The sequence below is a fragment of the Streptomyces sp. NPDC021115 genome, from assembly GCF_044333065.1.
GTDB lineage: Bacteria > Actinomycetota > Actinomycetes > Streptomycetales > Streptomycetaceae > Streptomyces.
On sequence record NZ_JBIRQF010000001.1, the window covers coordinates 121030 to 135018 of the forward strand.

General features: G+C 71.2%; 16 protein-coding genes. 3 read left to right on the top strand and 13 right to left on the bottom strand.

Going from position 1 to position 13989, the window contains the following annotated elements:
• The first annotated feature begins 2 nt into the window (after nucleotides 1-2).
• Together ACH4TL_RS00510 and ACH4TL_RS00515 are read left to right on the top strand one after the other, a co-directional pair.
• A complete protein-coding gene (locus ACH4TL_RS00510; RefSeq protein WP_398322900.1) occupies nucleotides 3-197 on the top strand; it encodes a helix-turn-helix transcriptional regulator in 195 nt (64 codons plus the stop codon).
• Entirely contained in the window at nucleotides 197-1456 is a 1260-nt protein-coding gene (locus ACH4TL_RS00515; protein WP_398322585.1) for a tyrosine-type recombinase/integrase, read from the top strand. The genes ACH4TL_RS00510 and ACH4TL_RS00515 overlap by 1 nt, the downstream gene beginning before the upstream one ends.
• Nucleotides 1457-1623: 167 nt before the next feature.
• Here ACH4TL_RS00515 and ACH4TL_RS00520 read toward each other — a convergent pair whose 3' ends face one another.
• From ACH4TL_RS00520 to rpsB, 5 genes are all read right to left on the bottom strand, one after another.
• On the bottom strand, nucleotides 1624-2802 hold the full coding sequence (locus ACH4TL_RS00520) for a phosphatidate cytidylyltransferase (protein WP_398322582.1): 1179 nt from the start codon (nucleotides 2800-2802) through the stop codon (nucleotides 1624-1626).
• Nucleotides 2802-3359, bottom strand: coding sequence for a ribosome recycling factor (frr, locus tag ACH4TL_RS00525; RefSeq protein ID WP_009714720.1), 558 nt, complete (start codon nucleotides 3357-3359; stop codon nucleotides 2802-2804). Before frr ends, ACH4TL_RS00520 begins: the two co-directional genes overlap by 1 nt.
• A 104-nt stretch (nucleotides 3360-3463) precedes the next feature.
• Complete coding sequence (pyrH, locus tag ACH4TL_RS00530; RefSeq protein WP_398322578.1) at nucleotides 3464-4243, bottom strand: UMP kinase; 780 nt, start codon at nucleotides 4241-4243, stop codon at nucleotides 3464-3466.
• A gap of 155 nt (nucleotides 4244-4398) precedes the next feature.
• Entirely contained in the window at nucleotides 4399-5235 is an 837-nt protein-coding gene (gene tsf / locus ACH4TL_RS00535) for a translation elongation factor Ts (protein WP_398322574.1), read from the bottom strand.
• 98 nt (nucleotides 5236-5333) lie between these two features.
• Nucleotides 5334-6245, bottom strand: coding sequence for a 30S ribosomal protein S2 (gene rpsB / locus ACH4TL_RS00540; RefSeq protein WP_398322570.1), 912 nt, complete (start codon nucleotides 6243-6245; stop codon nucleotides 5334-5336).
• Between the two features lie 316 nt (nucleotides 6246-6561).
• On the opposite strand from rpsB, the gene ACH4TL_RS00545 reads away from it, so the two are divergent.
• Nucleotides 6562-7380, top strand: coding sequence for a peptidoglycan DD-metalloendopeptidase family protein (locus tag ACH4TL_RS00545; RefSeq protein WP_398322567.1), 819 nt, complete (start codon nucleotides 6562-6564; stop codon nucleotides 7378-7380).
• Here ACH4TL_RS00545 and ACH4TL_RS00550 read toward each other — a convergent pair.
• The 8 genes from ACH4TL_RS00550 to lepB form a co-directional block, all read right to left on the bottom strand.
• Entirely contained in the window at nucleotides 7334-7873 is a 540-nt protein-coding gene (locus ACH4TL_RS00550; protein WP_398322898.1) for a TetR/AcrR family transcriptional regulator, read from the bottom strand. The genes ACH4TL_RS00545 and ACH4TL_RS00550 overlap by 47 nt on opposite strands.
• Nucleotides 7874-7977: 104 nt before the next feature.
• Nucleotides 7978-8811, bottom strand: a complete 834-nt coding sequence (gene whiG / locus ACH4TL_RS00555) for an RNA polymerase sigma factor WhiG (RefSeq protein ID WP_398322564.1) — start codon at nucleotides 8809-8811, stop codon at nucleotides 7978-7980.
• Nucleotides 8812-8940: 129 nt separating this feature from the next.
• A complete protein-coding gene (dprA, locus tag ACH4TL_RS00560) occupies nucleotides 8941-10194 on the bottom strand; it encodes a DNA-processing protein DprA (RefSeq protein ID WP_398322561.1) in 1254 nt (417 codons plus the stop codon).
• Nucleotides 10194-11816 carry a YifB family Mg chelatase-like AAA ATPase gene (locus ACH4TL_RS00565; RefSeq protein ID WP_398322558.1) on the bottom strand — a complete coding sequence of 541 codons (1623 nt, stop codon included), beginning with the start codon at nucleotides 11814-11816 and terminating at the stop codon, nucleotides 10194-10196. The genes dprA and ACH4TL_RS00565 overlap by 1 nt, the downstream gene beginning before the upstream one ends.
• A complete protein-coding gene (locus ACH4TL_RS00570) occupies nucleotides 11817-12176 on the bottom strand; it encodes a YraN family protein (RefSeq protein ID WP_398322555.1) in 360 nt (119 codons plus the stop codon).
• Nucleotides 12177-12306: 130 nt separating this feature from the next.
• A complete protein-coding gene (locus tag ACH4TL_RS00575; RefSeq protein ID WP_009714730.1) occupies nucleotides 12307-12615 on the bottom strand; it encodes a DUF2469 domain-containing protein in 309 nt (102 codons plus the stop codon).
• 39 nt (nucleotides 12616-12654) lie between these two features.
• Nucleotides 12655-13173: an NUDIX hydrolase gene (locus ACH4TL_RS00580; protein ID WP_398322552.1), complete on the bottom strand. Its 519-nt coding sequence runs from the start codon at nucleotides 13171-13173 to the stop codon at nucleotides 12655-12657.
• The gene (gene lepB / locus ACH4TL_RS00585) at nucleotides 13166-13921 is read right to left on the bottom strand and encodes a signal peptidase I (protein ID WP_398322549.1); all 756 of its coding nucleotides are present in this window, start codon (nucleotides 13919-13921) and stop codon (nucleotides 13166-13168) included. The genes ACH4TL_RS00580 and lepB overlap by 8 nt, the downstream gene beginning before the upstream one ends.
• Nucleotides 13922-13989 lie beyond the last annotated feature (68 nt).

The window sequence follows — 13989 nt, forward strand, 5'->3', positions numbered from 1 at the left end:
CCGTGGCTCGATCGCTGCCCGATCGCTTCCTGACGCCGGTAGACCTCGCTGACCTGCTCGGCGTCCCCCTGGAGACGATCTACCAGTGGCGTCGCAAGGGCACCGGTCCGCGTGGCTTCCGCGTCGGCCGACACCTGCGATTCGACCCCGAAGACGTACGGCGCTGGGTGGCTGACCTGCTGGAAGGGGTCGCCTGATGGCTGGACACATCCAAGACCGCTGGTACAAGACCGAGACCGGGCCAGACGGCAAGCCCGTCAAGGTCAAGACCGATCGGTACGGCGCGGGCATGCGCTACCGCGCTCGCTACATCGGTCCTGACGGTACGGAGAAGTCCAAGAGCTTTCCAGACCGCCAGAAGCGTCTTGCGGAGAAGTGGCTCACCGACACCGCTTCGGACATGTCGCGCGGTCAGTACATCGACCCTCGCGCCGCTCGAATCACCTTCAAGGGCTACGCCGAGAAGTGGTTGAAGACGCACGGCATCGACCCAGCAAGTCAGGTTGTGATCGAACAGCGATTGCGTCTGCATGCTTTCCGGCTACTCGGCTCACGTCCGCTCGACTCGTTCCGTCCGGAGCACATCCGTGCGCTAGTGAGTGCTCTGGAGCAGGACCCCGCCGTGAGCGGTGGGTACGCGAGGAACATCTACGGCGACGTACGAGCCGTGCTCAGTGCCGCTGTTGACGACGGGCTGTTGCCCCGAAACCCGTGCTCGGCGAAGTCCGTCCGTCCGCCGACCACCGAGCAACGCCGCGTTGTACCGTGGCTGCCTGCCCAGGTTCTGGCGGTCCGCGCCGGGCTCCCCGAGCGATACCGGGCCATGGTGGACATGGGCGCCGGGTGCGGGCTCCGCCAGGGTGAGATTGTTGGCCTCGCTGAGGACTCGTTGGACTTCGATGGCGGAATCGTGCGGGTAGTCCGTCAGGTGAAGCTCATCCGGGGGAAGGCTGTGTTCGCCCCGCCGAAGTGCAACAAGGAGCGAGACGTACCGCTGCCCTCGTCGGTGGCCGAAGCCCTTCGAGCCCACATGGACGCGCACAAGCCCGTTGAGATCACGCTGCCCTGGCGCAAACCAGACGGCCCGAAGGTGACTGCTCGCCTCCTGTTCACCAACACCGCAAGCGGGCTGGTATGGCGTAGCAACTTCAACATTCAGGAATGGAAGCCTGCGCTTGCGGCGGCTGGCCTTATCCCGGAAGCCGGGGAAGACCGCAAGTACGAGTCAGCCCGCGAACACGGCATGCACGCGCTGAGGCACTTCTACGCCTCGGTTCTCCTGGATGCTGGCGAGAGCATCAAGGCCGTGAGTGAGTACCTGGGGCACTCCGATCCGGGCCTGACGCTGCGGGTGTACGCGCACCTGATGCCGTCGAGCCAGGAGCGCACCCGGAAGGCCGTGAATCGGCTCTTCACCGGCCTGCCCGAGCCTGACGGCCCAGACACGGCCCAGTGACCCAAACCAGGCCCCCTATCCGCGCCAAATGCGCTGGTAGGGGGCTTGCCGCTGCCCGGTCACTTCCAGTTCTCCGGGCTTAGGCATGGCCGTACCAGTGTCGCAGACATGCGGAAGGCCCCGCGCCACGGGCGGCGCGGGGCCTCATACGGCTTCCGTACGGGCGCTCAGCCGCCGCCCACGAAGATCACGAACAGCAGCCACACCACGGGCGCGGTGGGCAGCAGCGAGTCGAGCCGGTCCATGATCCCGCCGTGGCCGGGCAGCAGCTTGCCCATGTCCTTGATGCCGAGGTCACGCTTGATCATGGACTCGCCGAGGTCCCCCAGGGTCGCGCTGACCGCGACGGCCAGGCCCAGGATGAGCCCCTGCCACCACGCGCCGCCCTCGATCAGGTACTGCATGCACAGCGCGCCCACCACCATCGCGAACGCCACCGCGCCCAGCAGCCCCTCGCGGGTCTTGCCGGGGCTGATGCGGGGCGCGAGCGGATGCTTGCCGAAGCGCCAGCCCACCGCGTACGCGCCCGTGTCGCTCACCACGGTCAGCAGCAGGAAGGTCAGCACCCGCTGCGCGCCGTCGGGCGCGGCCAGTATGAGCGCCACGAAGGTGGCCAGGAACGGCACGTAGAAGGCGGCGAAGACGCCCGCCGTGACGTCTCTGAGGTAGTTGTCGGGCGGCTCGGTCATCCGCCACACGAGCACCGCGAGCGCCGTGAGCGACACCGCCACCCAGGCGCCCTGCGCCCCGCGCACATACCCCGCGACGACCATGGCGACGCCGCCGACGGCGAGCGGCACCAGGGGGACGCGGATGTCCTTCCGCTCGGCCAGCCGGGAGGTCAGCTCCCACAGCCCGACGACCACGGCGACCGCTATGACGCCGACGAACACCGGCTTGTAGATGAAGAGCGAGGCGACGATGATCACGCCGAGGCCGACGCCCACCCCTATCGCGGCGCGCAGATCACGGCCCGCGCTCTTCTTCTTCGCCCCCTGGCCGCCGCCGTTGCCGGGCGCGCCGCCGGCGGACTCGGGCGGCGCGGGGGCGGGGGGCGTCGGCGGCTGCCCGGGGGGCTGCCGGTGCCCGGGCCGCGGCTCCTGCTCGTCGCGGAACAAGGGGCCGCCCGGCCGGGCGGCCCCCCGGTCACGGCCGGCGGCGTCGCCGGGTTCGCCGCCAGCGTGCGGCACGGTGGGCATGGGGCGAGTCTGCGCCGCTTCGGCCACCTCGTGCGCGGGACCCGCCGAAGAAGGGGGCACCTCCCAGCCGTAGCCGGGGGAGGTGCCCTGATCAGTCGGTCCCCAGAGTCCGGCGCGTGGTGGGGCCCCCCAGGAAGAGTCGTTCATCAGACCTCGAGCAGCTCGGCTTCCTTGTGCTTGAGCAGCTCATCCACCTGCGCGACGTACTTCGCGGTGAGGTCGTCGAGCTCCTTCTCGGCACGGCGGCCCTCGTCCTCGCCGACCTCGCCGTCCTTGATCAGCTTGTCGATCGACTCCTTGGCCTTGCGACGGATGCTGCGGATCGAGATCTTCGCGTCCTCGCCCTTGCCCTTGGCGACCTTGATGAACTCCTTGCGGCGCTGCTCGGTGAGCTCGGGGAACACCACTCGGATGATGTTGCCGTCATTGCTGGGGTTGACGCCCAGGTCCGAGTCGCGGATCGCCTGCTCGATGTTGCGCAGCGCGCTCTTGTCGAACGGGGTGATCACAGCCATGCGCGGCTCGGGCACCGAGAACGACGCGAGCTGGTTGATCGGCGTCAGCGCACCGTAGTAGTCAGCCACGATCTTGTTGAACATCGCCGGGTGCGCACGCCCGGTGCGGATCGCCGCGAAGTCCTCCTTGGCGACCACAACGGCCTTCTCCATCTTCTCCTCGGCCTCGAGGAGGATTTCTTCGATCACCACTTGCTCCTGGTGTTATCCGTAGGCAGAGCCTCGCCCCTGCGTGCGTCTTCTCCTGCACGGTGTCCGACCGGCAGGCCGTTGTCCATCCCCCGAACGAGCCGTCAGGCCCGTGAGTCCTGGTCGCTCACGAGCGTGCCGATCTTCTCACCCTTCACCGCGCGCGCGATATTTCCTTCGGCGGTGAGCTCGAAAACCAGGATCGGCAGCTTGTTGTCCCGGCAGAGGGTGACCGCGGTGGCGTCGGCGACCTTGAGGTCCCGGGTGATCACCTCGCCGTACTCCAGCGCGTCGAACTTGACCGCGTCCGGGTTCTGCTTGGGGTCGGAGTCATAGACCCCGTCCACCCCGTTCTTGCCCATGAGCAGCGCCTCGGCGTCGATCTCCAGGGCGCGCTGGGCGGCGGTGGTGTCCGTCGAGAAGTACGGCATGCCCATGCCCGCGCCGAAGATCACCACGCGCCCCTTCTCCAGGTGGCGCACCGCGCGCAGCGGGATGTACGGCTCCGCGACCTGGCCCATGGTGATGGCGGTCTGGACCCGGGAGTCGATGCCCTCCTTCTCCAGGAAGTCCTGGAGGGCGAGGCAGTTCATGACGGTGCCGAGCATGCCCATGTAGTCCGAGCGCGCCCGGTCCATGCCGCGCTGCTGGAGCTCGGCCCCGCGGAAGAAGTTGCCGCCACCGATCACGATGGCGATCTCGGCGCCGTCGCGCACCACGGCGGCGACCTCGCGGGCGATGGCGTGCACGACATCGGGGTCGACCCCGAGTCCGCCGCCTCCGGCGAACGCCTCGCCGGACAGCTTCAGCAGGAAACGGCCGTGTCGGGCTGGGCCGTCCGCGTTCTTGTCGGCGGCCTGTTTGGCGTCCGCGCCGTGATTCATTGGAGATCTCCTCGTGCACATACGAAGAAGGCCACTGCCGGACGGGTCCTGGTACGACCTCTGCGGCAATGGCCTCCTCGTCACATCTGCGGCCGACCGGTTGACGGTTGGCTGCCTACGACCCTATCGGTGTCGCCGGTGTTTCGCTGCTCGGCTCAGACGCCGACGCGGAAACGGGCGAAGCGGGTCAGGGAGACGCCGGCCTCGTCCAGGACCTTCTGGACGCTCTTCTTGTTGTCCTTGGCGAACGCCTGGTCCACCACGACGTTCTCCTTGAAGAAGCCGGTGACGCGACCCTCGATGATCTTCGGCAGGGCGGCCTCGGGCTTGCCCTCCTCGCGGGCGGTGGCCTCGGCGACGCGACGCTCGTTCTCGACCGTCTCGGCCGGGATCTCGTCACGGCTCAGGAACTTCGGCGCGAAGGCGGCGACGTGCTGCGCGATGTCCTTCGCGACCTCGGCGTTCTCCTTGTCCAGCTCGACCAGGACGCCGACCTGCGGCGGCAGGTCCGGGCTGGTGCGGTGCATGTACGCGGCGACGTAGCCGCCGGAGAACTGCGCGAAGCGGTCGAGGACGATCTTCTCGCCGAGGGTCGCGTTGGCCTCGTCCACGAACGCCTGGACGGTCTTGCCGGACTCGATCTCGGAGGCGAGCAGGGTCTCCAGGTCGGCCGGGACGGTCTTGGCGACGTGGGCGGCGATCGCGTCGGCGACGGCGACGAACTTGTCACCCTTCGCCACGAAGTCGGTCTCGCACTTCAGCTCGACCAGCACGCCGGAGGTGTTGTCGTCGGCGATGAGGGAGACGACGGCACCATTCTCGGCGCTGCGGCTCTCGCGCTTGGCCACGCCCTTCTGGCCCTTGACGCGGAGGATCTCGACGGCCTTGTCGACGCTGCCCTCGGCCTCGTCCAGCGCCTTCTTGCAGTCCATCATGCCGGCGCCGGTGAGCTCGCGGAGCTTCTTGACGTCAGCGGCGGTGAAGTTCGCCATGATCTGTGAATCTCTTCTCGAAAGTCGAAAGCTCTACGGGTGAACGACGGGGGCGGCGCCGTCGCGCCGTCCCCCGCCGTTGTACACCGTCTGAGTGGTCAGGCCTGCTCGGCGTCCGCGGCAGCGGCCGGAGCCTCGGCCTCGGCGGGCTTCGCGTCCTCGGCCGGCTTCGCTTCCTCGGCCGGCTTCTCGGCGGCGGCCTCGGCCGGCTTGGCCTCGGGCTCGTCGGCCTTCTTCTCACCCTCGAGCAGGTCGCGCTCCCACTCGGCGAGCGGCTCGCCCGCGCCCTTGTCGGCCTTCTCGTCGCCGGTGGCGACACCGGAGCGGGCGATGAGGCCCTCGGCGACGGCGTCGGCGATCACGCGGGTGAGCAGCGTGACGGAACGGATCGCGTCGTCGTTGCCCGGGATCTTGTAGTCGACCTCGTCGGGGTCGCAGTTGGTGTCGAGGATCGCGACCACCGGGATGCGGAGCTTGCGCGCCTCACCGACGGCGATGTGCTCCTTCTTGGTGTCCACGATCCAGACGGCGCTCGGCACCTTCTGCATCTCGCGGATACCGCCGAGGGTCTTCTCCAGCTTGGCCTTCTCACGGGAGAGGACCAGGAGCTCCTTCTTGGTGAGGCCGGAGGCGGCCACGTCCTCGAAGTCGATCTGCTCGAGCTCCTTCAGGCGCTGAAGGCGCTTGTAGACGGTCGAGAAGTTGGTCAGCATGCCACCCAGCCAGCGCTGGTTGACGTACGGCATGCCGACGCGGGTCGCCTGCTCGGCGATCGCCTCCTGCGCCTGCTTCTTCGTGCCGACGAACATGATGGAGCCGCCGTGGGCGACGGTCTCCTTGACGAACTCGTAGGCGCGGTCGATGTACGACAGCGACTGGAGCAGGTCGATGATGTAGATGCCGTTGCGCTCGGTGAAGATGAAGCGCTTCATCTTCGGGTTCCAGCGGCGGGTCTGGTGCCCGAAGTGGACGCCGCTCTCCAGCAGCTCCCGCATCGTGACGACGGCCATGGCCGTACTCCTTGAGGTACTCGGTTCCACGGCGGCCGGGCGGCCGCCGCTCCTGACGCCCCGGCGCGCCTGCCACGAACGAGGGCCCTGGTAGGGGGCTCGTCCGAGGACCGAGGGGCGCGGCCGCCGTGCTGCCGATGCGTGTTCGGGGCGCGGGCGGCGGGGCGTGCGAAGTCGATCCGGTGACCCGGATCGCCATAAGAAGTGTACGGGACCCGTGCGGTGCCGGGTGACGGCGATATCCACAACCCGTGGGTAGTCCCCAGTTCGCGTCCATGATCCACCGGATGCGGCGATTGGCGTCACGGTGGGTGACATGCGACGTCCTGGTGCGGTGTGGGCTCCGGCCCTGTGCGTTCTGATGTGGGTCTTCCTGATGTGCGTCTTCCGTGTCTCCGCCGAGGCGGTCCCGTCGGCGGCCCCGACTTCCGATGCGCGGTCATGGCCGGTGGCCGGGCCGGAGGGGGCGCTGCGGCCCTCGGTGCTGAGGGCGTGGCGGCCGCCGCCCGCGCCATGGGCGCCGGGCCATCGCGGGGTCGATCTCGCGGCGCGGGCGGGGCAGGTGGTGCGGGCGGCGGCCGCGGGGCAGGTGAGTTTCGCGGGGCCGGTCGCGGGGCGCGGGGTGCTCACCATCGAGCTGTCCGGGAGCGGCGACCCTCCGCTGCGGACGTCCTACGAACCGGTGCGGGCCACGGCGGCCAAGGGCGCGCGGGTGGCGGCGGGGCAGGTGGTCGGGGTGGTGGAGGCGGGGCCGTTCCACTGTCCGGCCGGATGCCTGCACTGGGGGCTGCGGCGCGGGGACCGCTACCTGGATCCGCTGTCGCTGCTGCCGCGGTCGATGCTGCGGGGCGGGCCGTCGCGGCTGCTGCCGGTGTTCGGCGTCCCGCCCGTTGCTGAAGGGGCTACGGAGTCGCCCCTTCCGGCGACCGGAGCACGGCCCCGCCTGGCAGCCACCGCGTCCCCCACCGCCCCGTCGGGCCTGGCCCCGTGCGCGGCCCTGGCGGCCGCGGCAGCCTGGTCCGGACGCCGCCTGCGGAGTTCGAGTCGGCCAGATGCAGCGCCGAGTCCGGGGCGCTGGCCGCGAGGTCTCAGCCGCGGACGCCGTTCAGGGCCATGGCGACCGCCGCCTCCGTGATGCGCTCGGGGTCCTCGGCGGCGCCCAGCTCGATGCGGCGGACCGCGGCGTCCACGACGCCCTGGAGCAGCACCGCGGCCAGCCGGGGCTGCTGATGGCCGAGCCCGCCGAGGGCCTCGACCACCATGCCGATCAGCCCGCCGTGCGCGGCGCGGATCTTCTCGCGCGCGCCCGCGTCCAGCTCACCGGCCGAGATCGCCACCACGGCACGGTGGCGGCGGTCCCCGACGAGGGCGAGCTGTCGGCGCACATACGCCTCGACCTTGGCCTCGGGCGTACCGGCCGCCTCCATGGCGGCCTCGACCTCGGCGGCCCAGATCGGGAAGTCGACGGCGCACAGCTCCTCGACCACGGCCGCGCGGGAACGGAAATACTCATAGACGGACGAGCGGGCAAGGCCCGTGCGCTCGGCGAGTGCGGGGAAGGTCAGCGCCTCCGTACCGCCCTCGGACAGCAAGGAGCGGGCGGCCTCCAGCAGGGCGCCGCGCTGCATCGTCCGGTGCTCGGCCACTGAGGCCGCTCGAATCCTGGGCACGCCACCACTCTACGGAGACGTCACGATGACGTCACGGCCACGGCGAACCCCGGCGGGACGATTCAGCGTCCGACGTCGGCGAGTTTGGCGCGCAGCTGGAGCACGGACTTGGTGTGGATCTGGCTGACCCGGCTCTCGGTGACACCGAGGACCTGGCCGATCTCCGCCAGGGTGAGCCCCTCGTAGTAGTAGAGCGTGACCACGGTCTTCTCGCGCTCCGGAAGGGTGTTGATGGCCCGGGCGAGCAGTCGGCGCAGCTCCCGGTCCTCGGCCACCTCGACCGGGTTGTCCGCGGCGGTGTCCTCCAGGGTGTCCATGAGGCTGAGCCGGTCGCCGCCCTCGCCGCCGACGTGCAGCAGCTCCTCCAGGGCGACCACGTTGGCGAGCGACAACTGGCTGAAGACCCCGTGCAGTTCGTCGACGCTGATGTCCATCTCGGCGGCGACCTCGACCTCGGTGGGGGTGCGGCGCAGCGCCGCCTCCAGCGTGGCGTAGGCCCGCTCGACCGCCCGGGCCTTCTGCCGGACCGAGCGCGGGATCCAGTCCAGCGCCCGCAGTTCGTCGATCATCGCACCGCGGATGCGGGTGATGGCGTAGGTCTCGAACTTGATGGAGCGCTCGGGGTCGAACTTCTCGATGGCGTCGATGAGTCCGAAGACGCCGGACGAGACGAAGTCGGCCTGCTCGACGTTGGAGGGCAGCCCGACGCTGACCCGCCCGGCCACGTATTTCACCAGTGGCGAGTAGTGCAGGATCAGCTGCTCCCGCAGCCGCCCGTCGCCCGTGGCTTTGTACGACCGCCACAGCTCGTCGAGCGAGGACGGTGCCGCGGGGCGCACCGCGCCGCGGGCAGCGGGCGGCGCCGCGCGGTCAGACCCGGAGATGTGCTGGGGCATTCGTCGCCTTGAGCCGTTCTGCCATGACATGGGTGAGGTCGTACGCTTCCACCGGAAACCTTGTGAGCGTAGCGTGACTGCGACGTCGCGGTATGCGAAGGGCGGCGGCTCGGCGGTGTGCGGATACGGTCATCGCCACAACCCTTTCACCCGATTGCCCCGATTTGAGGGATCGCCTCGCCGTGTGCCGTCACTCCGGCGCGCGGGCGGCACCAACTGCCAGCGGTCGCCATGGCGTTCGACGAAACCCAGCGCGAGCAGTTCGTAGAGGCGGCCCACGGCCTCCTCACAGCTCGTCCCGGAATCCCTGGCCACCTCGCGTCCGTCGTTGCCGCCCTGTGCCGACAACGCTTCCAGCACCCGTGCCGTCACGGGATCGAGCAGGTCCCGCTCGACGAGGGGCCCTTCCCGGACGGGGGCGAGCTCCCCGATGCCGCCGATCAGCTCGACGACTTCGTCGGCGTCGGTGACCAGGACGGCCTCACCACGCAGCAGTTCGTGGACCCCCGCGGACAGCCCGCTGGTGACCGGCCCCGGCACCCCCATGGTGGACCGGCCGAGCTGTTGTGCCCGGCGCGCGGTGACCAGCGACCCGCTGCGGTACTCGGCCTCGATCACGACCGTGCCGCGGGTGAGCGCGGCGATGACCCGGTTGCGCAGCACGAAGCGGCTGCGGGTGGGGTGCGCTCGGGGCGGCAACTCGGCCAGAACCAGCCCCTGTTCCGCGATGCGCTCGATCAACTCGGCGTGCCCCCGCGGATAGGGGGTGTCCACCCCTGAGGCGAGCACGGCGACGGTGGCGCCGCCCGCGGCCAGTGCCCCGCGGTGTGCCGCGCCGTCCACGCCCGCCGCGGCGCCGGAGACCACCACCCAGCCCCGCTCGGTGAGCCCGGCGCCCATCGTCGCCGCGACATGTGCGCCGTAGTCGCTGCACGCCCGCGCCCCCACCACCGCGACCGAGCGCAGCGCCCACATGCGCAGCGACGCGGGCCCCCGCACCCATAACCCGACCGGGCGAGCGTCCCCGAGGTCGTCGAGCTGACCGGGCCACTCCATGTCCCCGGGGCAGACGAACCGCCCGCCCGCCGCGGCGATCAGGCCGAGGTCGGCCGCGGGGTCGAGACCGCGGGCCCGCAGCGCGCATCCGGCCAGCCGCTGCGGGCTCGCCCCATGCGGCGGCCGGTCCTCCCCGGTGAGCGCCCGTCGCAGCCCGACCGGCCCCAGCCGCCGCAACCAGCGCCCCACCGCCTTGTCGCCGGGCTCCACGAGCCGGGTGAGGGCCGCGCGGGCGAGCCGCTCCTCGTCGCTCACGCCGGGCCCGGGCTCCCCGGCGGGTGGCATCCCGGGCGCCACGGCGGGGCCTCCCACCGGACAGGTGGCCATCAGCACTCTCCCGCGCCGACCGGCACCCCGCGGGACACTCCGGTGCGCAGCTGGAGGGCCCGGGCAATGTCCGGCGCCAGCGGCCGGTCGTGCCCTGCGAGGTCGGCGACGGTCCAGGCGACCCGCAGCACCCGGTCCAGACCGCGGGCGGTGAGCAGCCCGCGCTCCATGTCGCGCTCGGCCTCGCGGAGCGCCCCGGGGCAGGCCCGCCAGCGGGTGCGCAGCTCATGGCCCGGCACCTCGCTGTTCAGCCGCCAGGGGGTGTCCGCGAGGCGCGCGGCGGCCCGCTCCCTCGCCTCGCGCACCCGGGCCGCGACCGAGGCGGTGCTCTCCGCGGCGCCGCCCGCCCCGGTCAGCTCGGCCCGGTTCACCGCCTCGACGCGGACGCGCAGGTCGACCCGGTCCAGCAGCGGGCCGGAAAGCCGCGACTGGTAGCGGCGGACCGTCGAGGGCGAGCATTCGCAGCCGTCCCCCAGCAGCCCGTGGCGCCCGCACGGGCAGGGGTTGGCGGCCAGCATGAGGAGGAAGCGCGCGGGCATGCACATCATGCCCGCGGAGCGGGCGACCACCACGCGGCCCGATTCCAGCGGCTGCCGCAGGGCGTCCAGGGCCCGGCCGCTGAACTCGGGCGCCTCGTCCAGGAAGAGCACCCCCCGGTGGGCGAGGGAGACCGCGCCCGGCCTCGGCAGCCCATTGCCGCCGCCGACCAGGGCGGCCATCGTCGCCGAGTGGTGCGGTGCGCAGTACGGCGGTGTCTCCACCAGGGGCTGGCCGGGTGGCAGTGCTCCGGCCAACGAGTGCACGGCGGTGACCTCCAGCGCCTCCTGCTGGGTCAGCGGCGGCAGCAGTCCGGGCAGCCGCTCGGCGAGCATGGTCTTGCCCGCGCCAGGCGGCCCGACGAGGAACAGATGGTGGCCCCCGGCGGCGGCGACCTCCAGCGCGGTGCGCGCGGCCCGCTGACCCGCGACCTCGGCCAGATCGGGGCGCCCCGTCCCGGACCCGGGGAGCGCGGCCACTCCGGGGCCCATGCCCGAGCCGGGCATGGTGAGCCCCGCCAGCATCGGATCGGGCCGCCCGGCCTCCAGCGGCTCGTCCTCCTCGGGCACCGGTTCGTCGGTGAGGACCGCGATCAGCTGGCGCAGGCTCCGTACGCCGAGCACCGAGACGCCCGGGACCAGGGATGCCTCGGCCGCGGTCTGCTCCGGGACCACGACCTGCCGGTATCCGGCCTCGGCGGCCGCGAGCACGGCGGGCAGCACCCCGCGCACGGGCCGGACCCGGCCGTCGAGACCCAGCTCCCCGATCATCATCAGATCGGCGATCTCCCGCGGGTCGATGCGCTCGGCGGCGCCGAGCACCGCACAGGCCACGGCCAGGTCGAAGCCGCTGCCGCCCTTGGGGACCGACGCCGGGCTGAGCCCGACGGTGAGCTTCTTCTGCGGCCAGGCGGCTCCGGAGTTGACCACGGCGGCACGGACCCGGTCCCGGCTCTCCACCAGGGATTTGTCGGGCAGGCCGACCAGGGTGAAGGCGGCCACGCCGGGCTCCAGGTCGGCCTGGACCTCGACCACCACGCCCTCGACCCCGACCAGCGCGACCGAGCAGGTGCGGGCGAACCCCATTCAGGCCACCCCCCGCAGATGCTCGACCACCGGCGCGCCGCGCCGCGGCAGCACCACGCCCACCAAGTCGATCCGCACGCCTCCCGGCGGCGGTCCGCCGTGCCGCTCAAGCCAGCGCTCGGCGAGCCGCCGCAGCCGGTCGGCCTTGCGGGGCCCGACCGCCTCCGTCGGCGCCTCGTACCCCTCCGCGCGACGCGTCTTGACCTCGCACACGACCAGCGCCCCGGCGTCCAGGGCGACGATGTCGATCTCGCCGTCCCGGCATCGCCAATTGCGCTCCAGGACGGTCATACCGGCCTCGGCCAGCCGGCGCGCGGCCAGCCCCTCGCCGTAGCGGCCCAGTGCTCCCCGGGCGTTCATTCGGCACCACCTCCGGCACCGACTGTGACGCGCCCGCCCCGAATTCAGGGATCTTGGTGGATTTCTGTGGACGACCCGGCGCCGGTGGACAACGCGGCCACCCGGAAGAGTGAGTCAGCCGGGGTGCGGGTCAGCCGCCCGGAAGGTCGAGATCGCTCTTGTTCAGCTCCTCGATATTCACGTCCTTGAACGTGAGTACCCGTACCTGCTTGACGAACCGCGCCGGTCGGTACATGTCCCAGACCCAGGCGTCCGCCATCGACACCTCGAAGAAGACCTCACCCTGGACCGAGTGCACCTGCATCTCGTAGTCGTTGGTGAGATAGAAGCGGCGCTCGGTCTCGATCACGTATTTGAACAGACCGACGACATCGCGGTACTCCCGGTAGAGCTTCAGCTCCATCTCGGTCTCGTACTTCTCGAGGTCCTCGGCGCTCATGGCATGTTCCCCTTCAGCCGTGCGTCCCCCCATTGTGCGTCAGACGCGCTCAGTCTCCAGGATCACCGGTGTACTGGGCGGTCCCTCGTCGAGCAGCGTACGCAACAGTTCCACGAGCCGGGTCGGGTACACCGGCTCGGCCGCCCCGGCCAGCTCCTCCAGCGTCCACCAGCGCAGCCCTGCCATGCTGCGCCGCTCCAGCTCCGTCAGCCCCTCCGGGCTCGTCGTGGTCTGCTCCGTGCGGGCCAGGTAGTACCACTCGTCCTGGTGCCAGCGCCGGCCGTAGAACGGGAAGGAGCAGGTGCGCCGCCACAGCAGCGGGCCGAGCCGCACGTCGGTGATCCCGGTCTCCTCCGCCAGTTCGCGCAGGGCGGCCTGCTCGCGGGACTCGTCGCCCTCCAGCCCGCCGCCCGGGGTGAACCACCAGGTCAGCGAGGGGTCGTCCGGTTCGTAGCCGTGCAGCAGAAGGATCCGGTCCCGCGGGTCGAGCAGCACCACCCGGGCGACCTTCCGCGGCGCCGCCGCGTCCGCGCCGGTCTCATCGGCCCCGTCAGCCACTGGCCGCCACCTTCTCCCGCGTCTCGTCCCGCCGGGTGGTGCCGCCTCCCATCCGGCGCGCGACCGGTCCGTAGGCCGCACCTCCCAGGATGAGCACCGCGCCGGTCAGGACCGAGACCGAAACGAGCCGGAGCGGACCGGGCTGCGAGACCCCGCCCGGAAGGTCCTTGAACACGTCCGGGCGCCCCATCATGCCGAAGGAGCCCAGCGGCCACGCGGTGGCGTCCACCCGGGCCGTCACGGCGTCCGTGGGGACGGCTCCGCGGCTGCTGTCGGTGAGGTGCGTCCGGGAGTCGAGGGAGTCGCTGCGGTGGTCGCCCATGAGGAACAGGCTCCCCTTGGGCACGGTGGTGGAGAACTGGGTCATCGAGGCCGGTTCCTTGGCCTGGAGATACGGTTCTTCGAGCGCCTTGCCGTCCACGGTGACGCGGTTCTGCTTGTCGCAGCACGCGACCTTGTCACCGCCGACCCCGATGACCCGCTTGACCATCGGCAGGGAACCCCAGACCTCGTCCTGGAAGACGACCACGTCACCCCGGCGCACCTCGGCGCCGTCGATGCGCTGTGCGAGCACCCGGTCGCCCTTGCCGATGGTCGGCGTCATCGAGTCCGTCGGCACGCTGTACGGCTTGTAGAGCACCGCTCCCCAGGCGAAGCCGCCCAGGAACAGCACACTGCCGACGGCCACCGCCAGCCCGGACAGCACGGCGCCCAGCCTGCTGCCCCCCGCCCCTCGGGCATCGCTCATACCAGTGCTCCCACCGCGTCCAGCAGACAGTCCAGCAGACCTAGAAGGTCATGTTCCGCATGCCCTGT